Genomic DNA, 24,708 nt, shown 5'->3' on the forward strand with positions numbered 1-24,708 from the left:
TGTGCACCAGCGCCGTCTGGCTGTGGGCCGGCGGGGGCCCGTCGCCGGCCGCCGTCCTGGGCAGCAACCTGTATGTCTGGATCGCCCTCGGCCTGCTCGCGTTCCTGCCCGTCGACGGCTCAGGCATACATCAGGTGCAGCATCATCCCCGCCTGGGCGTGGGCCAGGTTATGGCAGTGGTTGGCCCACACTCCGGGGTTGTCGGCCACGAACGCGACCTCCCAGACCTCGCCGGGCCGCACGTCGAACGAGTCCAGCCACAGTGGACTGCCGGTGGCCCGCCGGCCGTCGCGGGACAGGACCAGGACGTGATGGCCGTGCAGGTGCCACGGGTGCACCACCGTCGACCGGTTGACGATGGTGAACCGGACGATGTCGCCGTCCTGCACCACCTCGGGCGGGATGTCCGGATCGGCGGCGCCGTTGACCGTGTGCGCATACCGCGGGAGCAGGCCGTGCAGGTCGAGCCCGCGGTCGAGCACCAGCGTGAACGTCTTGTCGAACCGTGACCACGGCACCTGCGCGGCGCTGCCGTAGGCCAGTGGGTCCAGCACCGGCCAGTCCAGGGTCGCCGCCGAGACCGGGCCGGTCGAGTAGACCAGCCGCCCGTCGACGAACAGCCCGACCGGCGCCGCGGGTGCGGTGAACACCAGGTCGTAACGGCCGCCCGCGGGAACGAGCACCGCGGTGTCCACAATCGACCCTGGACCGGCGAGGTCCGCACCGTCGATCGCGGCGACCCGGAACGCCGTGCCGGCCAGGGCGTAGCGGTGTGTCGTGCTGTCGGTGTTGAGCAGCCGCAGCCGCACCGGCTCCCCCGGCTTCGCCGGCTCGGTGCGCGGCTCGGGCAGGCTGTGGCCGGCCAGGGTGTGCACGGGCACCGTGACGTCGACCCCCGTGGCCGGCGTCGGGCGCACCACGAGAACGCCGTAGAGCCCCATCCGGACACCGACGTCGGACGCCTCGTGCGTGTGATACCAGTAGGTCCCGGGCTGGTCGGCCCGGAACCGGTAGACGAACTCCTGGCCCGGCAGCACCGCGGCCTGCGTCACACCGGGCACCCCGTCCTGGTCAGTGGGCACGTCGTAGCCGTGCCAGTGCAACGTGACGCCGCGCGCGATGTCGGTGTTGCGCAGGGTCACCTCCAGGACGTCGCCGACGGTGGCGGTCAACTCCGGCCCGGGAACCTGACCGTTGAACGCCCACGCCGCGACCGGCCGGCCGGCCACCCGCACCGTCGCGGTGGCCGCCGTCAGGGTGAACCGCCTGGTCGGCTCGCCCACCGGCGCCGCGGCCGGATAGCCGTGCTGGTGCGCGGTGGTCGCGCCGGTGGCGTCCGCGGGCGCAACCGCCAGGCCGATGCCGGCCAGCATGGCCACCGCGGCGACCAGGAAGGTTGCCCGGGACGGGTTGGCGCCGAGCACGCGCCGCGACAGCGCGGTCGCGGCGGCGGTGCCGCCGGCCGCCAGCAGTCCGGCCGCCGGCGAGGCCGGGTAGCCGTGCAGGACTGTCACCAGCAGCGCGCTGGCCTCGGCGTACCCGGCGAAGAGCAGCGGCAGTGCGGCGGGCCGGATGTCGACCGGTGCCCGGACCAGCCCCTGCCCGGCCACGACCACCGCCGCGAGCGACAGCGGAGCGGCGATCAGCACCTTCTCCGCGGCGAACCACCAGCCGGCGCCGGCCAGTGCGGTGACCGTTGCCGCCCGCCCGAGGGTCGCGAGCAGCCCGAACGCGGCCAGCGCGAGCGCGATCGGGCGGCGCCCGGCCGCGGCCGCGGCACCACCGCCCAGCCACCCGGCGGGCGCCAGGACGCCGACGACGAGGTCGGCGGCCAGCAGCGAACCGGTGCTCATGCCACCGCCACCGGTTCGGCCAGCTTCCGTGCCGCGCGCAGGACGCCGACCACGACGTGCACGGCGATGATCCCGTTGACCGCGTGCAGGCCGCCGATGGTCAGGCCCAGCGGGGTGCTGCCGCCGGCGTCGTCGGTGAACGCGTGCACCAGCGTGACGAGCAGTTCCTGCAGGATGACGAAACCGAGCGGCAGCAGGGTCAGGCCGATGACCCGGCCCGGCGCCTTGGCCAGCGCGGCGAACAGGGCCGCGAGCAGCGTGAGGGCGGGGATGACGGCCAGCCCGTTGACGCTGTGCAGGGCATAGCCGCCGTCGTGGGCGGGTTCGGTGAACGCGCCCACGGCGGCGAAGACGAACTGGAGGGCGAAGGCGGCGAGCAACAGGGCACTGGCGACGACGAACGCTCTGCGCATGGTGGTCTCCGGTTCAGCCGGCGAAGGTCGGGAGGGTGTGTTCGATGTGCATGGCGTCGATGCTCGGCCGGACTTGACGGGAAAGCGTCGTGCGGCCGCAGGCAGTTGACCCACCGCGGATACCACGACCGCGGTACGCCGGATCTACCGCGAGCGCGGGATGACCGGTGCCGGCGGCCGTTCTACAGTGCGATCATGCGCCCGGATCTGCCGTACGCCCTCGCCGGTGTGATCCTCGGCGTCCTCGTGCTCGGCGACGCCGCGATCACGCCGGACGCGGCCGTGGTGCGTGCGCTCGACGTCGTCCTGGTCCTGGTGATGGTGGCGGCCGTCGCCGCGTGCCGGCGCTACCCACTGGTCGCGCTGGTCGTGGTGACCGGGTCCATGTTGGGCTTCTACGTCCGGGTGCACGGTGGGGTGGCCGCCGCGTTCGCCGTCCTCGGCACGGTCTACCTGGCCGCGTGGCGCGGCCACCGCGCCGCCGCCGGGCTGGCCAGCCTGGTCTTCCTCGGCGGCTTCCTGGCCCGCGACGTCTCCCTCGCGCCGGCCGACCTGGTGATTCTCGAACGCACCTCGCTGCTGTTGGGCTGGTTCGTGGCGGCCAACGTCGGCGGCCTGGTCGCGCGCCAGCGCCGGGCCTACCTCGAACAGGTCGAGCAGCGGGCGGTCGAGGCCGAACGCACCCGCGACGAGGTGGCGTTGCGCCGGGCCGGTGAGGAACGGCTGCGGATCGCCCGCGACCTGCACGACTCGCTGACCCACAACATCTCGCTCATCAAGGTGCAGGCCGGGATCGCGGTGCACCTGGCCCGCAAGCGCGACGAGGAGCCGTCGAGCGCGCTGCTGGCGATCCAGGAGGCCAGCGGCGCCGCGATGCAGGAGTTGCGGGCGACGCTCGACGTGTTGCGGGCGCCGTTCGACGCCGATCCGGTCGGGCTCGCCCGGGTCGGTGAACTGGCCGAGCGGACGCTGGCGGCCGGCGTGCCCGCGCACCTGACCGTCGTGGGTGACCCGCGGGAGGTGCCGGCCGAGGTCGACCAGGCCGGCTACCGCGTCGTGCAGGAGGCGCTGACCAACGTCGCCCGCCACGCCGGGCCGGCCACGGCACAGGTCCGGATCGAGTACGCGCCGGCGCTGCTGACCGTCTCGGTGACCGACGACGGCCAGGCGTCGCCGGTGCGGCCGACGACGCCGGGTGTGGGCCTGCGCGGGATGCGGGAGCGGGTCACCGGGCTGGGCGGCACGCTGGACGCGGCGCCGTGCGAGGGCGGCGGGTTCGCCGTGCGGGCCACGTTCCCGCTGGACGTGCCCTCGTGATCCGGGTTCTGCTGGCCGACGACCAGGCCCTGATGCGGGCCGGCTTCCGGGCCCTGCTGGAGGCCGAAGACGACCTGGCCGTGGTCGGCGAGGCGGCCGACGGCGCCGCGGCCCTCGCGGAGGCGCGCCGCCTGCGGCCCGACGTCGTGCTGATGGACGTGCAGATGCCCGGCCTCGACGGTATCGAGGCGACCCGGCGGATCGCCGCCGACCCGGCCCTGAGCGGGGTGCGGGTCCTGATCCTCACCAACTACGGCCTGGACTCCTACGTCTTCGCGGCGCTGCGGGCCGGTGCCAGCGGGTTTCTGCTCAAGGACGCCGACCCGGCCGACCTGCTGCAGGCCGTCGCCGTGGTGGCCCGCGGCGACGCGCTGCTCGCCCCGGCCGTGACCCGCACGCTGATCAGCGAGTTCGTCACCGGCCCGGCGCCGGCCGACCCGGCCGCCGGCCGCCAGGTGCTGACCGCCCGCGAGCAGGAGATCGTCGAACTTGTCGCGCGGGGGCTGAGCAACGACGAGATCGCCGGACGGATGGTGATCAGCCCGCTGACCGCCAAGACCCACGTCAACCGGGCGATGACGAAGCTGCACTGCCGCGACCGGGCCCAACTCGTGGTCTGGGCCTATGAGTCGGGCCTGATCACACCGCGACGGCGGTGAACGCCTCGGCCAGCAGGGCGTCGCCGGGCCCGTCGAGCACGTCGGTCGTGGCCAGCGCGTCGAGCACGATGAACCGCAGCCGGGAGCCGCGGGCCTTCTTGTCGACCCGCATCGCGGCCAGCAGGTCGGGCCAGGCCTCCGAGCGGTAGCCGGTCGGCAGGCCCAACGCGGTCAGGACCGCGCGGTGCCGGTCGGCCGTGGCATCGTCGAGGCGGCCGGCCCGGCGGCTGAGCTCGGCCGCGAAGACCAGGCCCACGGCGACCGCGTCGCCGTGTCGCCAGGTGTAGTGCTCGACCTTCTCGATCGCGTGGGCCAGCGTGTGGCCGTAGTTGAGGATCTCGCGCCGGCCGGACTCCTTGAGGTCGCCGCCGACGACGTCGGCCTTGACCCGCACGGCGTATTCGATCAGGGTGCGGACGGCCGGCCCGGCCGGGTCGGCGGCCGCGCGCGGGTCGCGCTCGATCAGGTCGAGGATCGCCGGCTCGGCGATGAACCCGCACTTGACCACCTCGGCCAGGCCGGCGGTCAGGTCGGCCGGCGGGAGCGAGTCGAGCGCGTCGAGGTCGCAGAGCACCCCGGCCGGCGGGTGGAAGGCACCGACCAGGTTCTTGCCGGCCGCGGTGTTGATGCCGGTCTTGCCGCCGACGGCCGCGTCGACCATGCCGAGCAGCGAGGTCGGCATGGGCACCCAGCGGACGCCGCGCAGCCAGGCCGCGGCGACGTAGCCGCCCAGGTCGGTGGCCGCGCCGCCACCGACCGGCACCACCGCGTCGGAGCGGGTGAAGCCGGCCGCGCCGAGGCGGTCCCAGCAGGCGGCGGCCGTCTCGATCGTCTTGCCGCTCTCGGCGTCGGCGATCTCGATGCGGGTCACCTCGCGGCCGCCCGCGCGCAGCGCGGCCTCGACGCTGTCGGCCCGGGCCGCGAGCGGCGCCGAGGCGAGCACCGCGACCCGCTCCGCGCCCGGCAGCAGGGCGCCGAGCTGATCGGTGAGCCGGCGCCCGACCACCACGTCGTAGGCCTGCTCACCACCGACCGGGATGCGCGTGATCTCTTCCATCAACCCATCGTCTTCTGACCGTCGATCGACTCGCGGATGATGTCGGCGTGTCCCGCGTGTTGGGAGATCTCGGCGATCACGTGGAGGAACACCCGGCGGACCGACCACGACGCGCCCGGCTCGAACCAGGGCGCCCTGGGCAGCTCGTGGAGCCTGTCGAGGTCGAGCGTCTCGACCAGCGTGTCGGTGCCGGCCGCGGCCTCGGTGAAGTCGGCCACCACGTCGGCCAGCGTCGCGCCGGCCGGCATGGTGAAGCCGCTGGCCCAGTCGACCTCGATCTTCTCCATCTCGGCGGCGCCGCCGGCCGCGAACGCGCCCCAGCGCCGCTCGGTGTCGGCGACGTGCCGGAGCAGCCCGACGAGGCAGAGCGCGCTCGCGGTCGGCGTCGACCGCGCCTGCTCGTCGGTCAGGCCGCCGACGGTGAACAACAGAAACCCGCGGTGCCGCCGCAGGGAAGCCAACAAATCGGCACGCTCAGAACCCATGCCGACGACTGTATGCGGCGGCACCGACATTCTCAGCCGCGCACCGGAGCCGGGTCGCCGAGCGCGTGCGCCGGCATCTCCAACTCGGTGCCGTGCGCTTCCTGCCAGTCGTACACCTTGGTCATGGTCACGGTCGAGGCGAAGAACTCGCGGGCCGTCAGCCCACCGACCACCGGGTCGTTGTCCTGCGCCAGCAGGGTTCCCGGCACCAGGTTGGAACCGGCCCGCAGCGCCGCGCTGAGCCGCCGGTGCCCGTCGACGACGAAGAACCGCGAGTCGGCGTAGCCGATCGAGATCGGTTCGAGCGAGTCGGTCGCCACCGCGGTCTCGTCCATCCCGCGCAGCGCGGAGATGTCGCCCGTCGGGTAGATCCGGGCCGGGTCGAGCAGCAGCAGCGGCGGGCTGTCGGCGAGCACCCGCGCGCCGAGCCGGCCCTCGATCGCGCCGACCACCAGGTCGATGACCTCTTCGGGACGGGCCCGGGTGGTGTCGCAGACCAGGTCGTAGTTGCGCAGGTTGTGCTTGTCGGCGTGGTAGCGGGTCAGGAACCGCTGGCGCTCGCTCTCGCTGCGGCTGCGCAACCGGTCCTTGGCCTCTTCGAGGGTGGCGTAGTTCTCCACCTCGTTGGCCGGCCGGCCGAGCACCCGCCGGGCGGCCACGGTCGGGTCGGTGATCAGGTGGACCTTGAAGCCCTTGGTGAAGAAGAACCAGGCCAGCCGGCTGTCCATGATGACCCGCTCACCCGACTCGGCGATCTCCCGCTGCATCGCGTCGACGGTTCCGTCGATCACGTCGTCGAGCTCGGCGTGCAGGTTGAGCTGCAGCGCTGTCATGCCCCGCTGGCGGGCCATCTCACGGTAAAGGTCTCCGACACTGATCCGGCGCAGATGGAGACGCTCCGCCAGGCCTACCGACACGGTGCTCTTGCCGCTTCCCAAATCACCGTTGACGGTGATGGACCGCTGGTTGCCCATGCGCCTCGATCCTCGAAGTAGAGGACGGAATTGCCCGAAGGGCGAGACACGTCCGCTTTACGCCAATCTCCAAAATTTTAACACCCGTCCAGCGGCCCGCCGATCGCCCGTTTGCTCGACCCGAGCGTCCTCTGTGGAGATTCAACGCGCCGCGTGCTGGATCAGTAGCTCGCCGTGTGCGCGCACCGCGTCCCGCAGCTCCGGCGGGCCGACGATCCGGAACGGCCAGCCCAATCCGGCCAGCATTTGCGCCATTCCGGGCAGGCTCTGGGCCCGGGCCCGCATCAGCACGCCGTCGGCGGTCTCGGTGATCTCGGCAACACTGGCCGGGACCCGGCGCCGCACCTGGGCCAGATCGGCCTCGAACAGCACCTCGACCTCCCACGTATAGGGGACACCGGCCAACGAACGGGTGACATGCCCGACCGCGTCGAACCCGTCCGGAACGGTGAACGTCGCCTCGCCCAGGTCGACCGCGGCGATCCGGTCGAGCCGGAAGGTGCGGATCTCGCCGCGCCGGTGGTCGAAACCCGTGAGATACCACCGCCCGGCGTGGAAGACCAGGCCGTAGGGGTCGACGTCGCGCAGCGAGACCGCACCCCGCCAGGACCGGTAGGTGATGCTGACGCGCCGGGTGGCCCGGGCCGCGGCGCCGAGCGCGAGCAGCGTGGTGGTCGCCGGCCGCGCCGCGGTCGCGCTGCGATTCAGCGTGAAACCGAGGCTTTCCTGCACGCCCGCCAGGCGCTCGGCCAGGTTCGTCGGCAACACCCGCCGGATCTTCGCCAGCGCCGGCCCGGTCGCCGGCGCCTCGGTGGTCAACCCGAGGTGTTCGGCCGCGATCAGGCCCAGCACCACGGCGGCCGCCTCGTCGTCGGTGAGCATCAGCGGCGGCAGCTTGTAGCCCGGGCTCAGCCGGTAGCCGCCGTAGCGGCCGCGCGCGGCGGTGACCGGGATGCCCAGGTCGGCGAGCGTGGTGGCATAGCGGCGCACGGTGCGCTCGTCGACGCCGAGCCGGGCGCCGAGATCGGCGCCGGTCAGGTGGTGGTGGGTCTGGAGCAGCTCCAGCATGCCCAGGACCCGGGAAGCGGGATGTGACACCCGTCACGCTCCTTATCCGGACCGAAAGCGTCCGGATGTCACTCTACGCTCGCCACCATGACTGAGACATTCGTGTTGGTGCCCGGCATGTGGCTCGGCGGCTGGGTGTGGAACGAGGTCGCGACGCGCCTGCGGGCCGCCGGCGACGTCGCGATCCCGGTGACGCTGACCGGCGTGGGCGAGCGAGCCGGCGTTGACTCCGATCTCGAGCAGCACGTCACCGACATCATCGACGCCGCGCGCGGCCACGACGACATCGTCCTGGTTGGACACAGCTACGGCGGGATGCCGGTCAGCGCGGCCGCTACGCGGATCCCGGTCTCCCGAGTGGTCTATGTGGACAGTGGACCGCTGCCGGACGGCACCCGGCAGCTCGACATGTCCGGGCCGCCGCCGGAGTCGACCGATCCGGTGCCGCCGCCCTCCTGGGAAGCGAACGACGCCGACCCTTCGCTGGTCGGTCTCGACGAGCAGATGCTGGCGCTGCTGCGCGAACGGTCGACCACCCACCCCTACGCATCGGTGGCCCAGCCGCTTCGTCGCGGCGGAAATCTGACCGCTCCGGCGACCCTGATCGCGTGCATGTTCTCGCCGGAACAGATCACGCAGATGCGGGCCGCGGGCCACCCGTTCTTCGCGGCGATGGGCGACGACGTGGTGATCCGGCCGCTGCCGACCGGCCACTGGCCGATGCTGTCGGAGCCGGCCCGGCTGGCCGAATTGCTCAGGGCTTGAGCCGCGCGGCGATCTCCTCGGCGACCTCGTCCGGGCTGCGCCCGTCGGTCTCGACGCTGATCGCCGCGACCGACTCGTAGAGCGGCATCCGCTGGTCGAGCAGGTATTTCAGGGTGGCACGCGGGTTGATCGCGAGCAGCGGCCGCCCGGCGCTGAGGCCGACCCGCTTGACCGCCTCGCCGAGGCTCACCACCAGGTGCACGACCTGGTGCCCCGCGAGCAGGGCCCGGTTCTCCTCGGCCATGATCGCGCCGCCGCCGAGGGCGAGCACACCGTCGAAGTCGCCGACCGCGGCGGCCACCGCGGCCCGTTCGAGGGCCCGGAAGTGTTGCTCGCCCTCGTCGAGGAAGATCTCCGGGATCGGCTTGCCGGCGGCCGCCTCGATGTCGGCGTCGGTGTCGCGGAACGCCACGCCCAGCCGGGCGGCCAGCGCCTCGCCGGTGCTGGTCTTGCCCGCGCCGGGCGCGCCGACCAGGATCGCCCGCGGGCTCACCGGATCACCAGGTTGTCGAGGTAGCCGGCCAGGTTGCGGCGGATCTCGACGATCGAGTCGCCACCGAACTTCTCCACCGCGGCCTCGGCCAGCACCAGCGCGACCATCGACTCGGCGACGATCGCGGCGGCCGGCACGGCACACACGTCGGAGCGCTGGTTGATGGCGGTGGCCGGCTCGCCGGTCGTGACGTCCACCGTCGACAGGGCCCGGTTGAGCGAGGAGATCGGCTTCATCGCGGCGCGTACGCGCAATGGCTCGCCGGTCGTGATCCCACCCTCGAGCCCGCCGGCGCGGTCGGTGACCCGCTTGACCCCGTTGGCAGTCGGGATGATCTCGTCGTGGGCCCGCGAACCGCGGGACCGGGCCTGGGTCCAGGCGTCGCCGACCTCGACCCCCTTGATCGCCTGGATCGACATCAGCGCGGTGGCCAGCCGGGCGTCGAGCTTGCGGTCCCACTGCACGTGGCTGCCCAGCCCCGGCGGCACGCCGTAGGCCAGGACCTCGACCACTCCGCCGAGGGTGTCGGCGTCTTTCTTGGCCGCGTCGACCTCGGCGACCATCCGCGCGCTGGCGTCGGGGTCGAGGCAGCGCAGCGGGTCGGCGTCGATCCGCTCGGCGTCTTCGGGCCGCGGATGCAACCCCGGCTTGGCCGCGACGCTGCCGAGCTCGACGACGTGCGACACGATCTCGATACCGAGCCCCTGCCGCACCAGTTCCCGCGCGACGGTGCCGACCGCCACGCGGGCGGCGGTCTCCCGCGCACTGGCCCGCTCGAGGATCGGCCGCGCGTCGGTGTAGCCGTATTTCTGCATCCCGGCCAGGTCGGCGTGCCCCGGTCGGGGGCGGGTCAGCGGTGCGTTGCGGGCCTGGGCGGCCAGCAGCTCCGGGTCGACCGGGTCGGCCGACATGACGGTCTCCCACTTGGGCCACTCGGAGTTGCCCACCCGCACGGCGACCGGGCTGCCGAGGGTGACCCCGTGCCGCACGCCGCCGAGAATCTCGACCACGTCCTGCTCGAAGGCCATCCGCGCGCCACGCCCGTAGCCGAGCCGGCGGCGGGCGAGCTGCCGCCCGATCTCGGCGGTGGTCACCTCGACCCCGGCCGGCACCCCTTCGAGCACAGCGACCAACGCCGGCCCATGCGATTCCCCTGCGGTCAGCCAGCGCAACACGGTGGTAAGTCTTCCACGGCGCTCGCACGCGGCCACCATCCGGTCACCCGGTCACAGGATCCACCCGTCAACGAGGTCAGGAACGGGACCGGTAGAGCGCGTCGCGCATGGCCTCGGTCGGGGGTTCGACGCCGGTGAAGAGGCGGAACTGGCCTTCGGCCTGGGCCAGCAGGAGGTCTCGGCCCGACAGGATCTGGCTGCCTGAGCGGGCGGCGGAATCCGCCAGCGGCGTGGGCCACGGGTCGTAGAGGGCGTCGAAAAGGATCGTCGCCTTGCGCCAGGTGGCGTTGATCGCGATCGGATCGGCCACGCCCTTCGGGACCGTGGAGATGACCACGTCGGCATCCAGCGACGCCGCCGCGTCGGGCCACAGGGCCGGGTGCAGCGGCAGGCCGAGGTCGGCGGCCACCGCCGACAGTTCCTCGATGGCCAGCGGGCGGCGGGCGACCACGGTCACCGACGAGGCCGCCAGCTGGGACGCGGCGGCCAGGGCCGCGCGGGCGGTGCCGCCCGCGCCCAGCACGGTGAAGCGGGCGCCGGCCGGCACGCCGGCGGCCATCAGCAGGTTGACCATGCCTTCGACGTCGGTGTTGGTGGCATACCAGCCATCGCCGCGGCGGACCAGCGTGTTGGCCGCGCCGACCGTGGCCGCGACCCGGGAGATCTCGGTCGCCACGGTCAGCGCCACCTCTTTGAGCGGCATGGTCAGCGACAACCCGGCCCATTGCGGGCCGAGGCCGGCGACGAAGCCGGGCAGGCCGGCCTCGTCGCACTCGATCGCCGTGTAGGACCAGTCGGCCAGGCCCAGCGCCGCGTAGCCGGCGTTATGGATCAGCGGGCTCAGCGAGTGGGCGATGGGCTTGCCCAGGACCGCGGCACGGGTCAATTGATGATCCCGGCCTCGCGGGCCTTCTGCTTGTTGGCCTCGTGCTCGGCGTCGGTCACCGCGAAGGCCGAGTGGCCCTGTGCGTCGATCGCCACGAAGAACAGCCACTTGCCGGCCGGCGGGTCCATCGCGCCCTGCAGCGCGTCCTTGCCGGGACTGTCGATCGGCGTGGGGGTCAAACCCTTGTAGTAGTGGCTGTTGTATTTGTTGCTCGCGTCGGCGTAGTCGACGTCGGTCATGTCCTTCGAGGCCTTGGTCTTCTTGCCGGCGACCTCGAGGCCGTAGTTGAGCGTGACGTCGAACTGGAGCGGCATGTCCTTGTCGTAGACCCGGTTGTAGGCGACTCGGGAAATCTTGCCCAGGTCGTCTTTGTTGCCGGCCTCGGCCTGGGCCAGCGACGCGACGATCAACGCCTCGTAGGGCGCGATGCCGCCGCGCTTGGCCTGCACGGTGTCGGCGAACTTCATGTCGCCGGTGACGGTCAGGAACCGGTTGACCATGATGTCGAGGATCTGCTTGGCCGTGGGCTTCGGCGGCATCTCGTAGGTGTCCGGGAACAGGAAGCCTTCGAGCGACTTCGTCACCTTCTTGCCGTCGCGGCGTTCGAACCAGAACGGCGGGATATCGAACGAGTCGACGTTCTTCGCCGCGGTCTGGAAGTCCTTGACCGGGATCTTGGTCTGCTCGGACAGCTTCTTGAAGGTGCTCAGCATGGTGAGGCCTTCGGGCACCGTCACGCCGTTGACGATCTTGTTTTTCGGGTCGACCAGGACCGCCAGGGCGGCCTTCGCGCTCATCTGCTTGTGCAGCCCGTACACGCCGGGCTGGATGTTCTTGCTCCGGCTGTCCGCGTCGGCGGCCTCGATGAACGCCTTCGCGCTCTTCACGACGTCGGCCGCGACCATGAGGTTGGCGATGTCGGTCGCGCTGGCGCCCTGCTTGACCTCGATGTTGACCTTCTCGGCCGTGCCCGCGCCGTCGTAGTCGGCCGTGACGAAGTAGGACTGGATCCGGTCGAAGCCGTACCAGGCCCCGACGCCCAGCACACCGAGCAGCACCAGTGCCATGAGGAAAGCGACGGCAGTCTTGCCACCGCCGCCCTTGCGCTTCTTCTTCCCGACGTTCTTGCGGTATCCACGACGATGCCGGCCCTTGTCGGACCGTTCCTCGAACGCGAGGTCAAGGTCGTCGATCACGTTCGCCTCCGCTGCGCGTCCAGCCAGCCCTGCAGGATCTCCACCGCGGCCGCCTGGTCGACCACCGCGCGTTGGCGCTTTCCCCGCACGCCACGCTCGGCCAGCCTACGGGTTGCGACGACGGTGGACAGCCGCTCGTCTGCCAGCCGGACGGGCACCGGATCGATGACCGTCGCCAACCGCAGAGCATAGGCCCTGGCCCCGACCGCCGCCTGTCCGTCCTTGCCGGCCAGCGTGACGGGCAGGCCGACCACCACTTCGATGATCTCGTGCTCGTCGACTAGTCGGGCAATTTCGGCGATATCTGCAGGAACAGCGTCTTTTCCGACATTCAGGTCACGACGCAGCGTCACCAGCGGCGTAGCGAGAATGCCGTCGGGGTCGCACCTTGCGACCCCGACACGCACGTTACCCACATCAACACCGAGTCGTACACCCCGGGGAAAAGCGGTCAGACCGTCACGCTCCGTCAATAGCCTTTTCCACAGCAGCCAGGAGGTTGGCCGCCTCGGACGCCGGGACGCCGCCGCCCTGGGCCAGATCGGCGTTGCCGCCACCCCGGCCGGACAGGGCGCCCTTGACCAGGTCGCCGGCCGACAGGCCGCGCGCCTTGGCGGCCGCGTTCGCCGCCACCACGAGCGACGCCTTGCCGCCCGACCTGGCCGCCACCGCGACGATCGCGGCCCGCGCCGGGTCGATCTTGCCACGGATCTCCTGCGCGAGGGTACGCACGTCGTTGCCCGCGGCACCCTCGGGCGCCTCGGTGCCCACGAACGCCACGCCGCGGATGTCGACCGCACCGGCCGCCAGCGCCGCGGCACCGCCCAGCACCAGCTGGCCCCGGAGCTTCTCGAGCTCCTTCTCCGCGTCGCGGAGCTGGCTGATCGTCTGCGCGACCCGCTCGGCGACCTGGTCGCCCGGCACCCGGTAGAGCTCGGCCAGCCGGGCCACCATGAGGTGCTCGCGGGCGAGGTGCTGGAACGCGTCGATGCCGACCAGGGCCTCGACCCGGCGTACGCCGGAACCGATCGACGCCTCTGAAAGGATCTTGACAAGGCCGAGCTGGCCGGAGCGGGCCACGTGGGTGCCGCCGCACAGCTCGCGGGCGTAGTCGCCGACCTCGACGACCCGCACCTCGTCGCCGTATTTCTCGCCGAACAGCGCCATCGCGCCGAGCCGCCGCGCCTCCTCCTGCGAGGTGATGAACGCGTGCACCTCGAGGTCGCCCAGCAGCACCTCGTTGATCTGCTGCTCGACGTCGGTCAGCACGCTCGGCGGCACCGCGGCCGGGGTGTTGAAGTCGAACCGCAGCCGGCCGGGCGCGTTGAGCGAACCCGCCTGGGTCGCCGACTCGCCCAGGAAGTTGCGCATGGTCTGGTGCACCAGGTGGGTCGCCGTGTGCGAACGGGAGATCGCCTTGCGGCGGGTGATGTCGATCTCGGCGAAGCCGGCCTCGCCGACCCGGACCTCGCCGCGGACCACCTTGGCGCGGTGCACGACCAGGCCGGGGACCGGCGACTGCACGTCGAACACCTCGACCTGCCCACCGCCGACGGTGACCAGGCCCATGTCGGGCTGCTGGCCGCCGCCCTCGGCGTAGAACGGCGTCGCGTCGAGGACCAGCTCGATGGTGTCGCCCTCGCCGGCCGCTTGGAGGGCGCTGCCGCCGCTGTCGAGCACGGCCCGCACCCGCGACTCGCGGCTGACCTCGGCGTAACCGGTGAACTCGACCGGGCCGCCGGCGTCGAGGACCGCGCGGTAGGCGGACAGGTCGACGTGGCCGGTCTTGCGCGCCTGCGCGTCGGCCTTGGCCCGGGTGCGCTGCTCGGCCATCAGCCGGCGGAAGCCGTCGGCGTCGACCTGCAGGCCCTGCTCGGCCGCGATCTCCAGGGTCAGGTCGATCGGGAAGCCGTAGGTGTCGTGGAGCTGGAAGGCCTGGTCGCCGGAGAGCGTCGTGCCGCCGGACCGCTTGGTCTCGGCCACCGCGGTGTCCAGGATCGTCGTGCCGGCGCGCAGCGTCGACAGGAAGGCCTCTTCCTCGGCGTACGCGTAGTCGGCGATCCGGCCGAAGTCGCTGGCCAGCTCCGGGTAGGACGGCGCCATGCAGTCCCGAGCGACCGGCAGCAGCTCCGGCAGCGAGCGCTCCTGCCAGCCGAGCAGCCGCATCGACCGGATGGCCCGGCGCATGATCCGGCGCAGCACGTACCCCCGGCCCTCGTTGGAGGGTGTGACCCCGTCGCCGATCAGCATCAACGAGGTGCGCACGTGGTCGGCGATCACCCGCAGCCGCACGTCGTCGGGGTGCGACTCGGCGGCGACGTGGCTCGGCGCGGCGCCGTAGCGCTTGCCGGTCAGCTCGGCCGCCCGGTCGAGGATCGGCCGGACCTCGTCGATCTCGTAGAGGTTGTCGACGCCCTGCAGCAGCGACGCGATCCGCTCCAGCCCCATGCCGGTGTCGATGTTCTTCGCCGGCAGCTCACCGACGACGTCGAAGACCTCTTTGTTCTTCACGTTGGTGATCTCGTACTGCATGAAGACGAGGTTCCAGAACTCGAGGAAGCGGTCCTCGTCGACCTCGGGGCCGCCCTCGGGGCCGTAGGCCGGGCCACGGTCGTAGTAGAGCTCCGAGCACGGGCCGGCCGGCCCCGGGATGCCCATCGACCAGTAGTTGTCCTTCTTGCCTCGGCGGACCAGCCGCTCCGACGGGATGCCGGTCTGCTTCCAGATCTCGATCGCCTCGTCGTCGTCGAGGTAGACCGTGGCCCAGATCTTCTCGGCGTCGAGCCCGAAGCCACCCTCGCTGACCGGCTTGGTGACCAGGTCGAAGGCGAGCGGGATCGCGCCGGCCTTGAAATAGTCGCCGAACGAGAAGTTGCCGTTCATCTGAAAGAACGTGCCGTGCCGGCTGGTCTTGCCGACCTCGTCGATGTCGGGTGTGCGGATGCACTTCTGCACGCTCGTCGCCCGCTGCCACGGCGGCGTGCGCTGGCCCAGGAAGTAGGGCACGAACTGCACCATGCCGGCGTTGACGAACAGCAGGTTCGGGTCGTCGATGGCGGGCAGCGGGGCGCTCGGGACCACGGCATGGCCGTTGGCCTCGAAGTGCGCGAGGAACCGCCGCTTGATCTCCGCCGTCTTCATCGGGTGCCTTCCTAAGTGATGTTTCGTTGCCGTGGGTGCGGCCCGCTGGTCGGCTCGTCGAAGTCGACCTCGATGTCGTCGCCACGCAGGTCTTCGAACTGGTCCTCGAACGCCACGCCGTTGGCGAAGGCCTCGTGGATCTGCTGTTCACGCTCGGCCATGCCGGCGCGGACGTCGTCGACGAAGGCCCGGACCGACTCGACCAGCCCGCCCGCCGACTCGGACACCGACGAGGCGATGCCCGCCGGGCTGTATTCGTTGGCCTTCTGGGTCAGCTTGCGCACGACCAGCGCGCCCACCGCGAGGCCGACGCCCAGCCAGAGCAACCGTTTCATGGTTCCATCCTTCCTCGGCGGCCCGCGCCGGGTTCAGCGCGCGGCGGCCCGCTTGGCGGCGCGGCGCTGCTGCTTCAGGGTGGCGCGCACCTCGCGCTCGTCGTCGGCGTGGCGGCGGGCGGCGGCGGCCCGGCGCACGCCGTAGCCGAAGGCGGCGACCTTGACCAACGGGTTGGCCGCGGCTGCCGAGACCACCGTGGCGAGGTTGGCGACGTTGGCCGTCACGTTCTGCGCGTGCCCGGTCATCGTGTCGATCTTGGCGAGCTGCACGTTGACCCCGTCGAGCGAGGTGTGCACCTGGCTCAACGCCACGTTCACGCCCTCGATCGTCGTGTTGGCGTTGGCCAGGATCGGGGCCGTGCGGTCGTTGAGATCGTTGATCGCGTTCGTCGCGGCGTCGATCGTCTTACGCAGGCGCAGGATCGGCACCGCGAGCACCAGCACCAGCATCAGGAACGCGCCGGCCACGACCAGCCACGCGACTTCTCCACCGTCCACCCGAACCTCCTCCACGACGTGCCCCGTGCGCCAACGTGCAGACCCTACCGTCCGTAACGCCGCACGGCCTCACGACGGTGCGGCCGTCGGGGCGAGGCCATAGGGCGTCTCACCGACCTCGCCCGGATTGACGTCGGGCAACGGCCCGGTGCGCTCGTCGGCGATCGCGTTGCGGACCTTGATGGACACGTCGGAACCCTTGCAGTCCTCGGCGCTGAGCCCGACCGGCGGCCCCGGGCTGGCGCCCGCTTGCGGCTCCACCCCGATGGGCACGTTGCCGCAGGCCGGGGCGCGTACCCACAGATCCATGGTCAGCTCGTCGCGGGTCCAGCAGGTGTAGCTGCCGTCAACCTTGGTCTCCGGACACTTCGCCACCTTCCAGCTGGTCCAACCGGCCTGCTGGAGCGCCTGGTGGTAGACCTTCGTGGTCTCCTCGGGCCCCTGCGTCGAGTGCGTGGTCCGCTCCCGGAACCGGCACTCGGTCAGGCACCAGCGGTTGCCGTCGGTGCGATCCTCGGGCTTGGTGTTGGCCCAGTCCGGCACGCTCATGCTGTCGAGGGCGGTGAACACCGGATCACGCGACTCGGCCTTGGCCCACGAATAAAGCGGAAGTGCGACGAGGACCATCAGGATCGCGAGTACGAGCACGCCGAGCCGAACATTCCGCGGTTCCCGGATCTGCTCCCTGAATTGCATGGCTCGTGCCGCCGCCAGCGCGTTCTTGCGCTGGGGTGTGGTGTCGGCGGGCAGCGCGCCAGGCACGCTGGCCCTGGCCGCGGCGGGCTCGATGGGCTGGCTGGTGTCCGGCGGGAGCGGGACCGCGGCCGAGCGCCGGACGGCGTCCGGTGGGGGCTGGTCGGGGGCGCCGGGCGGGGCCGGCGGGCGGGCGGTGCCGGCCGCCGTGGGTGGGCGGGTGGCCGGTGCGGCTGGCGGGGTGGCCGCGGCACGCACCGGGACGGCGGCGGCCGGCGGGCGGGGCATGCCGTCCGGGGCGTCGCCGGGCAGGCCGGGGCGGCCGCGGGTTCCTGGCGCGTTGGGGCCAGGGCCGCCGGGGCCGTTCGGACCGGGGCCGTTCGGGCCGGCGCCGGCGCCGTGGCCGGGGGCGTTGCCGGGGCCGGGCGCGTTGCCGTGGCCGGGGCCGGGGCCGTTGCCGTGGCCGGGGGCGTTGCCGGGTCCGGGGCCGTTGCCGTGGCCGGGGCCGTTCGGGCCGGGGCCGTTCAGGCCGGGGCCGTTCAGGCCGGGGCCGTTCAGGCCGCCCGGTCCGTGCTGACCGGCTGGTCCGGCGGGGCCGAGTGGTCCGTGCTGACCTGCCGGTCCGAGTGGTCCGTGCTGACCGGCTGGTCGGGCGGGGCCGAGTGGTCCGGCTGGTCCGGGCGCTCCTGGCCCGGGTTGGTCGGGCGGGACCGACGGGCGGGCCGTCCCGGTCGCGTCCGGGATGCCGGCAGCGCCCATGGGGCGGTTGCCTGTGCGGGCGCCACCTCGTGCGGGCGGGGTGCCCGGTTGGGCTGTACCCATCGGTGGGCGGGCGGCTCCCGATGCGTCGGGCCGACCGGCCCGGTTGCCACCGGGGCCGGCCTGATCCGGTGCGAACGGCGGACGCACACCGCCCGTGCCGTCCCGCCCGGCTCCGCCGCGGACGCCCGGCCTTCCGGGCACCACCACCCCGCCGGTTTCCGTGCCGGGTCGCCCGGGCCGGCCCGGTCCGTCGGCCACCGGTGCACGGCCACCGGGAGGCCCGGCGCTGTCGTTGAACCGTCCGCGCGCACCACCGAGCGCGCCGGTGTCGGTGTCACCGGCACGACGGCGCCGGCCACCGGCCGCACCGACGTCGCCGGTGTTGTCGGCGACATCGTCCGCCGCCGTGCCGTGCCGGCTGGCGCGACCCGGGCCGTCGGTTCCGGGCACGCCGCCTGACGGCGCCCCGGTTATCTCGCCGGTGCCGCCGTGCCGGCCGCGCGGCCCGGCGGCCGGGTCGGCAACGCCTTCCGGCGCGGCCCGCCGCCCCGATGGCAGGCTCTCTGCGCCGGTAGCGTCACCGCGGAACCGGCTCCGCGCGCCTGTGGGTCGTCCGGCGCCACCGTCGACGGGAGCATCCGGGCCGGCCGCACCACCGCGGCCTGCCGAGCGTCCACCCGCTGCGGGACTGTCCGGAACCTCCGGGCCGCCGCTGCCACCCGGCCGGCCACGACCGCCGGACGTCTCCGGACGCCCGGGAACGGCCGCGCTGCCACCCAGCGGCAGATCCGGGCCGGCCACTGAGCCCCGGCCGCCCGGTCGCCCGCGCCCGCCGAACGCCTCGCCGCCCTCACCGGGCGCCAGGTCCGGACCGCCGACGCCACCACGACCAGCCGGCCGGCCACGACCCGCGACTCCGTCGCCGGGTGCGACCTCCGGGCCAGCCACACCGCCACGGCCGACCGGACCACCGGGCCGCCCACGACCACCGAACGACTCGGCCGGCCCAGCGCCCTGCACGCCATCGCCAGGCGGCACTCCGGGGCCGCCACGCTGGCCCGGCCGCCCACGACCACCAAAGGTCTCCGCCCGACCAGCACCAGCAACGCCGTCACCGGGCGGCACATCCGGCCCGGTGGCACCGCCACGCTGGCCAGGCCGCCCACGACCACCAAACGTCTCCGCACGGCCAGGCCCGGCCACACCGTCATCCACCGGGCCTGGCACAGCGCCGCGGCCGGGGCGGCCGCGGCCACCGAAGGTCTCCGGATCGTCCGCCGGGGGCTCTGGCGCGGCACGGCGACCCTGCCGGGGCGGCCCGGACTCGCGGCCCGGCACCACCGGCGGTGTGATCACCGGCGACATCCCGCCGGTGGCCGTCGGGCCGGCCGGCGCGCCGTTCCACCCCGGCGCGCGTTCGGTCGGTGGCGGCGTGGCCGCTCCCCCGGCGAACCGGCTGCGGGCCGGATCGGCCCCGGACGTCGGCACAGCCGGGCGACCGGCCTGTTCGCGCCGCGCCCACCCGGACGTCTGCCCACCAGGATCTTCGTCACCTTCGGGCGCACGTCGCCGCCCACCGGCGGCCGGTCGCACCGATCCGGTGCCGGGCTCGGGATCCGGCGCCGCGCGCCGACCCGTCGACTCGGCCGCCGGCGAACCGACGGCGCCCGCACCGGCCCGCCACCCGGAAGTCTGCTCGCCGCCCGTGCCCGGCGGCACAGCCGGAGCGTTGCCCGACTGGGGAACGCCCCCGGACTGATCCGGCGGCGCCGAGAACCGGCTGCGCGCCGCACCACCGCGCCCGCGCCCACCGGAAACGGGCGCGGCTGGCATTCCTCCGGTCGCGTCCGCACGCGGATCGCGCTGCGCACCCCACTGCCCGGTGTCCTGTCCGGGCGGCACACCAGGCTGCCCGGCCGGACCACCGTCGCGACCCGGCGGCACACCTGGCCGCCCGGGCGGTCCGAACTGGCCACGATCCTGGCTCGGCGCCATGCCGGACCGCCCCGCGCCAGCACCGTCGCGACCCGACGGCACACCTGGCCGCCCGGCCGGACCAAACTGGCCACCGTCCTGAACCGGCGGCACACCAGGCCGCCCCGCCGCAGCACCGTCGCGACCCGGCGGCACACCAGGCCGCCCGGGCGGTCCGAACTGGCCACCATCCTGAACCGGCGGCACACCCGGCCGCCCCGCCGCAGCACCGTCGCGACCCGGCGGCACACCAGGCCGCCCGGCCGGACCAAACTGGCCACCATCCTGAACCGGCGGCACACCCGACCGCCCCGCCGCACCGTCCCGGCCCGGCGGCACACCAGGCCGCCCGGCCGGACCAAACTGACCACCGTCCTGAACCGGGGGCACGCCAGGCCGCCCGGCGGGGCCAAACTGGCCGGTGCCGTCCTCGGGCCGGCCGGGCACTCCGCCGCCGTGTCGTCCGCCGGGCTCGGCATCGCGTGGCGGCCGGCCTGGTGCACCGCCGCGTGGGCCGCCGGGCGGCGGCACGGGCGCGCCGGCGGGCCGGGCCGGGTCGCCCGGGATGCCGGGCGGCAGCGGCGCAGCAGCGCCCCGCGGCCCGGGCACGGCGCCGGGCGGCACCGGCGGTCCACCTGCGGGCGGACCGCCCGCGAAGCGTGCGGGAGGTTCAGGCGCAGCGGGACCGCGCGCACCGGCGTCGGGTCGACCGCGACCCGTCCGCCCCGGCGGCGCCGCATCGGCGGGCCGCCCGGCGGGCGCGTCCGGTGCGAACCGTCCCGGCGGGCCCTCCGCAGGCCGCGCGCCCGGGTCGGCCGGGCGCCCGGCGGGCTCCCCACGACCGGCACCGTCCGGGAAACCGGCACCGTCCGGGAAACCGGCACCGTGGCCGGGCGGCGGCGCCACCGGCCCCGGCGGACGTCCTCCGGGTGGCGGCGCGCCAGCGTCTTCGCCGCCCGGCCCGATGTCCGCGCGCTCTTCCTTGGCCGTACGCAGGTCAGCCAGCCAGCCCAGGTCTTCGCCCCGGGTCGCGTCGGCCTCTTCGCCGTCGTCGCGACCCCGGCCCCATCGCCGGCCCTTGGCCGGCGGATCGCGCCGATCGTCGCTCACGCGCTCACCTCATTGCTCGTCGTGCCGGGGGACGGCACGATTCGTCGCCACAAACCTCGCCAATGGGACACCGGCGATGTGGAGAGATCGAGATCGCGACCAAGCCCGCAATCCCGGTTCACCCAACCTCGCCCTCGTCGTCGCCACCCTGTCGCCGGGCCTCGCGCCCCGCGGGAACAGCCTCACCCACCGACGGCTCGGCCGCGACCCCGGTCCCACCGGACCGCGCCTTCGCGTCACCGGCGGATTCGGCGCCATCCGCACCGCCGCCCCGCGACGCACCCGAGCCGCTACCCGCGGCCCGCGGCGGCCCCTGGCCATCGCCGCCGCCGGCGCGGGACGAGCCCGGACCATCGGCGCCACCGGCGCGGGACGGGCCCGGACCATCGGCACGCGACGGGCCCGGCCCATCGGCGCCACCGGCACGGGACGCGCCCGGGCCATCGCCGCTCGCAGGCGGCGTACCCCCGCCGTTGGCATCGGCAGCGCGGCGCCCCCGCTCGCCGCGGAGGATGCGGCGGATCGTCGGCAGCCGCATCCCGACGGCGCGCTCGTCGCCGTGGTCGCCCGGCTGGTAGTAATCGACGCCGACCAACTCGTCCGGCGGGTACTGCTGCGTGAGCACGCCCCGCGGGTCGTCGTGCGGGTATTGGTAGCCCTTGCCGTGGCCGAGCCCCCGCGCGCCCTGGTAATGAGCGTCGCGCAGGGCCCGCGGCACGCTGCCGCCCTTGCCGGCGCGCACGTCAGCTAGGGCCGCGCCGATCGCCGTCGTGGCGCTGTTGGACTTGGGCGCGGTGGCCATGTGGATCACCGCCTGCGCCAGGTTGAGCTGCACCTCGGGCAGGCCCACGTATTCCACCGCGTGCGCCGCCGCGGTGGCAACGGTCAGCGCCGTCGGGTCGGCCATGCCGATGTCTTCGCTGGCGAAGATCACGATGCGCCGCGCGATGAACCGGGCGTCTTCGCCGGCCACCAGCATCCGGGCCAGGTAGTGCAGTGAGGCGTCCACATCGGAGCCGCGCATGCTCTTGATGAACGCGCTGATCACGTCGTAGTGCTCGTCGCCGTCGCGGTCGTAGCGGACCGCCGCCACGTCGACGGCCTGCTCAGCGGTCTCCAGGTCGATCTCGGTGGCGCCGCGGGCCAGCGCCGACCCGGCCGCCGCCTCCAACGCCGTCAGCGCCTTGCGGACGTCGCCTGACGCGAGGCGTACCAGATGATCTTCTGCTTCGATCGTGAGAGTGACCTCGCCGCGGAGGCCGCGCTCGTCGGTGAGCGCGCGGCGCACCAGGCCCCGCACCGCCGTCTCGTCGAGCGGCTGCAAGGTCAACAGCACACATCGGGACAGAAGCGGTGAAATCACCGAGAAGTACGGATTTTCCGTCGTCGCCGCCAGCAGCGTCACGGTCCGGTCCTCGACCGCCGAGAGCAACGAGTCCTGCTGTGTCTTGGAGAACCGGTGCACCTCGTCGATGAACAGCACGGTCGGCGGCCCACCGGCCCGGCGCTCGCGGCGCGCGGTCTCGATCACGGCCCGCACGTCTTTGACGCCCGCGTTCAGCGCCGACATCGCCACGAACCGCCGGTCACTCGCCTGGGCGACCAGGTGCGCGATCGTGGTCTTCCCGCTGCCCGGCGGCCCCCACAGGATCACCGAGAGGGGTGTCGCGCCGCTGACCAGTTGCCGCAACGGCGCACCAGGCGCGAGCAGGTGATTCTGGCCGACCAACTCGTCGACGGTGCGCGGGCGCATCCGCACCGGCAGGGGCGCGTCGGCACCCGGATCCGCGAAGCCGCTAGCGCCGACGGCGTGCTGGGGTGCGGTGCGCACCCCGCCACTGTCGGCGACCGAGAAAAGGGCGTCGGGCTCCATCAGGAGAACAGTACCGGCCGGGCCACAGGTGCCGGAAATGCGAAGTAGGCGAAGACACGACGAGGGGCCCACTTTCCGTGGGCCCCTCGCGTTGTCGTGGGTCAGCCGCGACCCGGCCGGCGGCCGTAGAAGCGACGGCCGGTGCCGGTGCGGGGCCCCTGGCCGACGCCGCCGAGGTAGAGCGCGAGCAGGGTGAGACCGATCAGCACCAGGGTCTGCCAGTTGAAAAGGTCGGGAGCGCCCAGGTCGGTGTCGAACAGGTCGAGCAGCAAGGCGAAACCGAAGACGATGGCCGCGACGATGGCGAGCATCTCTATCCTCCTGAAAGGGGGCCGCGCCCGAGGGGTTCGAGCGGTGGCCGATCAATACCCACTCGGGTCCCCGGGCAATCTCGACGTTCGATCAGCTACGTTGCGGTGATGGCTGAAGCTCTCGTCGGCCGCGACGCCGTGCTGGCGGCGACAGACGCGCACCCCTACGCCCTGCTCACCACGGGCGGCGGCGAAGGCGTGACCGGTGTCCAGGACGGGTCCACAGTGGTCTGGATCACGCACGGCTCGGTGGTCTGCGCACTCGGCGACGGCGCGGTGGCCGCCGCGACCGCCGCGCGTCTCGCCGGCGAACGCAAGCCCGGCGCGCCAGGTTGGTGGCATCTGCCGCGGCTGGCCGGGGAGACGCCGGTCGCCGTGCGGGTCCGCGACGAGTGGGACTTTCGTTGGACCCGCCAGGCCCCGCCGGAGCGGATGGGTGAGGAGCGGGCGGCGCCGGTCGTCGACGACGCCGGCATCACCGCGTTGCTCGACCTCGCGTTCCCCGGCACCACCACCAGACCGGGCGATCCGCGGGTACGCGCCTGGTGGGCGATCCGCGACGGCGGCCGGGTGGTCGCCTGCGCCGCCGACCGCAGCCGCGGCGGCGTCGGCTTCCTTTCCGGCATCGCCGTGCACCCGGCCGCGCGGGGGCGCGGGCTCGGTGCGGCGCTCACGGCCGCGCTGACCCGGCGGCTCGTCACTGAGTACGGCACCGCCGCGCTGGGCGTGATGAGCGACAACCTCGTGGCGAACCGGATGTACGAATCGCTGGGGTACGTCTCGTCGACGCCCCGCACGTCGGTCGGTCTCGCCTAGCCCCAGTCCGTCCATGGTGGTCAGTGCGGCGCCAGCACCTCGGCGGCTGGCCGCAAGGGTGTCTTGAGCAACTCGCGGGCCCGGGTGGTGTCGAGCACGACCATGGCGGCGCGCGCCGTGCCCGACTCGGCGACCGTGGCGGTGCGCAGGCCGGCCGGGTCGAGGCCATGCGCCCGTGCGACGAGCACGCCGAGTTCGGCGCGGCTCAGGCGTTCGGGGCCGGCGACGTTGAGCACGCCCGCGTAGCCGCCCGCCGCCAATTCCAGCACCGCACCGGCCAGGTCTTCGACGCCAACCGGGGTGCGGAACTCGTCGCGGAACAGCCGCATATCGTCCGCCGGGTCGAGGGCCCGCAGGCATTGCGCCACCTGGTGCGACCGGGCATCCGGCCCGATGATCAGGGAGCAGCGCACGACCGCCGCGTCGGGTGCCAGTGCCCGCACGGCGGTCTCCGCGGCCGCTTTCGCGGCGCCATAGGCGAAGACCGGGCTCGGATCGTCGTCGTCACCGTAGGGCTCCGGCCGTCCACCGTGGACGGCGTCGCTGGACATGTGGACCAGGCGCGCGCCGGCCCGCGCGGCAGCCGCCGCGACGTGCGCCGCGCCGGTGGCCGTCGTCGCCCATTCGGCGTAGGCGTAGGCGACGTTGACCACCGTGGCCGGCCGCACAGCGGCCACCAGCCGGTCGACCGCGGCCCGGTCGCGCACGTCGAGCCGCTCCCAGCGCACGCCGGGCTCGTCGCCCGCCCCCCGCCAATGGGTGGCCACGACCGTGGACCCGGCCGCGACCGCCTGCCGGCACACCTCACCACCGAGGTAGCCGCTGCCACCCACGACGAGCATCGTCACCGCGCT

23 protein-coding genes are annotated in these 24,708 nt (G+C 73.5%); 4 read left to right on the forward strand and 19 right to left on the reverse strand.

The features are described from left to right. Positions 1–119: 119 nt before the first annotated feature. Entirely contained in the window at positions 120–1,853 is a 1,734-nt protein-coding gene (locus tag AB0J74_RS25065; protein ID WP_363451912.1) for a multicopper oxidase family protein, read from the reverse strand. Next, complete coding sequence (locus tag AB0J74_RS25070) at positions 1,850–2,266, reverse strand: DUF6220 domain-containing protein (RefSeq protein ID WP_363451914.1); 417 nt, start codon at positions 2,264–2,266, stop codon at positions 1,850–1,852. The genes AB0J74_RS25065 and AB0J74_RS25070 overlap by 4 nt, the downstream gene beginning before the upstream one ends. A gap of 195 nt (positions 2,267–2,461) precedes the next feature. Between AB0J74_RS25070 and AB0J74_RS25075 the strand changes: the two genes are divergently transcribed. Both AB0J74_RS25075 and AB0J74_RS25080 read left to right on the forward strand, forming a co-directional pair. After that, positions 2,462–3,583 (forward strand): sensor histidine kinase, encoded by a 1,122-nt coding sequence (locus AB0J74_RS25075; RefSeq protein ID WP_363451916.1) that lies wholly within the window; start codon positions 2,462–2,464, stop codon positions 3,581–3,583. Next, positions 3,580–4,242 carry a response regulator transcription factor gene (locus AB0J74_RS25080; RefSeq protein ID WP_363451918.1) on the forward strand — a complete coding sequence of 221 codons (663 nt, stop codon included), beginning with the start codon at positions 3,580–3,582 and terminating at the stop codon, positions 4,240–4,242. The genes AB0J74_RS25075 and AB0J74_RS25080 overlap by 4 nt, the downstream gene beginning before the upstream one ends. Here the strand turns inward: AB0J74_RS25080 and aroB are convergent. From aroB to AB0J74_RS25100, 4 genes are all read right to left on the reverse strand, one after another. Further along, complete coding sequence (gene aroB / locus AB0J74_RS25085; RefSeq protein ID WP_363451920.1) at positions 4,223–5,299, reverse strand: 3-dehydroquinate synthase; 1,077 nt, start codon at positions 5,297–5,299, stop codon at positions 4,223–4,225. The genes AB0J74_RS25080 and aroB overlap by 20 nt on opposite strands. Continuing rightward, positions 5,299–5,784, reverse strand: a complete 486-nt coding sequence (locus AB0J74_RS25090) for a DinB family protein (RefSeq protein ID WP_363451922.1) — start codon at positions 5,782–5,784, stop codon at positions 5,299–5,301. The genes aroB and AB0J74_RS25090 overlap by 1 nt, the downstream gene beginning before the upstream one ends. 32 nt (positions 5,785–5,816) lie before the next feature. Then, complete coding sequence (locus AB0J74_RS25095) at positions 5,817–6,758, reverse strand: AAA family ATPase (protein WP_363451924.1); 942 nt, start codon at positions 6,756–6,758, stop codon at positions 5,817–5,819. A gap of 141 nt (positions 6,759–6,899) precedes the next feature. Next, positions 6,900–7,856 (reverse strand): YafY family protein, encoded by a 957-nt coding sequence (locus tag AB0J74_RS25100; protein ID WP_363451926.1) that lies wholly within the window; start codon positions 7,854–7,856, stop codon positions 6,900–6,902. A gap of 57 nt (positions 7,857–7,913) precedes the next feature. Between AB0J74_RS25100 and AB0J74_RS25105 the strand changes: the two genes are divergently transcribed. Next, a complete protein-coding gene (locus AB0J74_RS25105) occupies positions 7,914–8,591 on the forward strand; it encodes an alpha/beta hydrolase (RefSeq protein WP_363451928.1) in 678 nt (225 codons plus the stop codon). On the opposite strand, the gene AB0J74_RS25110 is transcribed toward AB0J74_RS25105, so the two are convergent. The 12 genes from AB0J74_RS25110 to AB0J74_RS25165 all read right to left on the reverse strand — a co-directional run bounded on the left by AB0J74_RS25110 (position 8,581) and on the right by AB0J74_RS25165 (position 23,038). Beyond that, entirely contained in the window at positions 8,581–9,084 is a 504-nt protein-coding gene (locus AB0J74_RS25110) for a shikimate kinase (protein ID WP_363451930.1), read from the reverse strand. The two genes, AB0J74_RS25105 and AB0J74_RS25110, sit on opposite strands and share 11 nt — an antisense overlap. After that, the gene (gene aroC / locus AB0J74_RS25115; protein ID WP_363451932.1) at positions 9,081–10,259 is read right to left on the reverse strand and encodes a chorismate synthase; all 1,179 of its coding nucleotides are present in this window, start codon (positions 10,257–10,259) and stop codon (positions 9,081–9,083) included. The genes AB0J74_RS25110 and aroC overlap by 4 nt, the downstream gene beginning before the upstream one ends. 76 nt (positions 10,260–10,335) lie before the next feature. Then, positions 10,336–11,145: a shikimate dehydrogenase gene (locus AB0J74_RS25120; RefSeq protein WP_363451934.1), complete on the reverse strand. Its 810-nt coding sequence runs from the start codon at positions 11,143–11,145 to the stop codon at positions 10,336–10,338. Beyond that, positions 11,142–12,341 carry an endolytic transglycosylase MltG gene (mltG, locus tag AB0J74_RS25125; RefSeq protein WP_363451936.1) on the reverse strand — a complete coding sequence of 400 codons (1,200 nt, stop codon included), beginning with the start codon at positions 12,339–12,341 and terminating at the stop codon, positions 11,142–11,144. The genes AB0J74_RS25120 and mltG overlap by 4 nt, the downstream gene beginning before the upstream one ends. Continuing rightward, positions 12,338–12,796 carry a Holliday junction resolvase RuvX gene (ruvX, locus tag AB0J74_RS25130; protein ID WP_363452234.1) on the reverse strand — a complete coding sequence of 153 codons (459 nt, stop codon included), beginning with the start codon at positions 12,794–12,796 and terminating at the stop codon, positions 12,338–12,340. Before ruvX ends, mltG begins: the two co-directional genes overlap by 4 nt. A 4-nt stretch (positions 12,797–12,800) precedes the next feature. Then, complete coding sequence (gene alaS, locus AB0J74_RS25135; protein ID WP_363451938.1) at positions 12,801–15,482, reverse strand: alanine--tRNA ligase; 2,682 nt, start codon at positions 15,480–15,482, stop codon at positions 12,801–12,803. An 11-nt stretch (positions 15,483–15,493) separates the two neighbouring features. After that, entirely contained in the window at positions 15,494–15,817 is a 324-nt protein-coding gene (locus AB0J74_RS25140) for a hypothetical protein (RefSeq protein WP_363451940.1), read from the reverse strand. 33 nt (positions 15,818–15,850) lie between these two features. Next, positions 15,851–16,315 (reverse strand): DUF948 domain-containing protein, encoded by a 465-nt coding sequence (locus tag AB0J74_RS25145; protein WP_363451942.1) that lies wholly within the window; start codon positions 16,313–16,315, stop codon positions 15,851–15,853. A gap of 69 nt (positions 16,316–16,384) precedes the next feature. Beyond that, positions 16,385–17,296, reverse strand: a complete 912-nt coding sequence (locus tag AB0J74_RS25150; protein ID WP_363451944.1) for a hypothetical protein — start codon at positions 17,294–17,296, stop codon at positions 16,385–16,387. A 944-nt stretch (positions 17,297–18,240) separates the two neighbouring features. After that, the gene (locus AB0J74_RS25155; RefSeq protein ID WP_363451946.1) at positions 18,241–19,026 is read right to left on the reverse strand and encodes a hypothetical protein; all 786 of its coding nucleotides are present in this window, start codon (positions 19,024–19,026) and stop codon (positions 18,241–18,243) included. A gap of 1,946 nt (positions 19,027–20,972) precedes the next feature. Further along, on the reverse strand, positions 20,973–22,727 hold the full coding sequence (locus AB0J74_RS25160) for an AAA family ATPase (RefSeq protein ID WP_363451948.1): 1,755 nt from the start codon (positions 22,725–22,727) through the stop codon (positions 20,973–20,975). A 101-nt stretch (positions 22,728–22,828) separates the two neighbouring features. Then, a complete protein-coding gene (locus AB0J74_RS25165) occupies positions 22,829–23,038 on the reverse strand; it encodes a hypothetical protein (protein WP_363451950.1) in 210 nt (69 codons plus the stop codon). Between the two features lie 108 nt (positions 23,039–23,146). Here AB0J74_RS25165 and AB0J74_RS25170 point away from each other — a divergent pair, with 108 nt between their 5' ends. After that, on the forward strand, positions 23,147–23,854 hold the full coding sequence (locus tag AB0J74_RS25170) for a GNAT family N-acetyltransferase (protein ID WP_363451952.1): 708 nt from the start codon (positions 23,147–23,149) through the stop codon (positions 23,852–23,854). A gap of 20 nt (positions 23,855–23,874) precedes the next feature. On the opposite strand, the gene AB0J74_RS25175 is transcribed toward AB0J74_RS25170, so the two are convergent. Next, positions 23,875–24,696 (reverse strand): sugar nucleotide-binding protein, encoded by an 822-nt coding sequence (locus tag AB0J74_RS25175; RefSeq protein WP_363452236.1) that lies wholly within the window; start codon positions 24,694–24,696, stop codon positions 23,875–23,877. Positions 24,697–24,708: the final 12 nt, after the last annotated feature.

Source organism: Asanoa sp. NPDC049573 (assembly GCF_040676615.1).
Classification (GTDB): Bacteria; Actinomycetota; Actinomycetes; order Mycobacteriales; family Micromonosporaceae; genus Asanoa.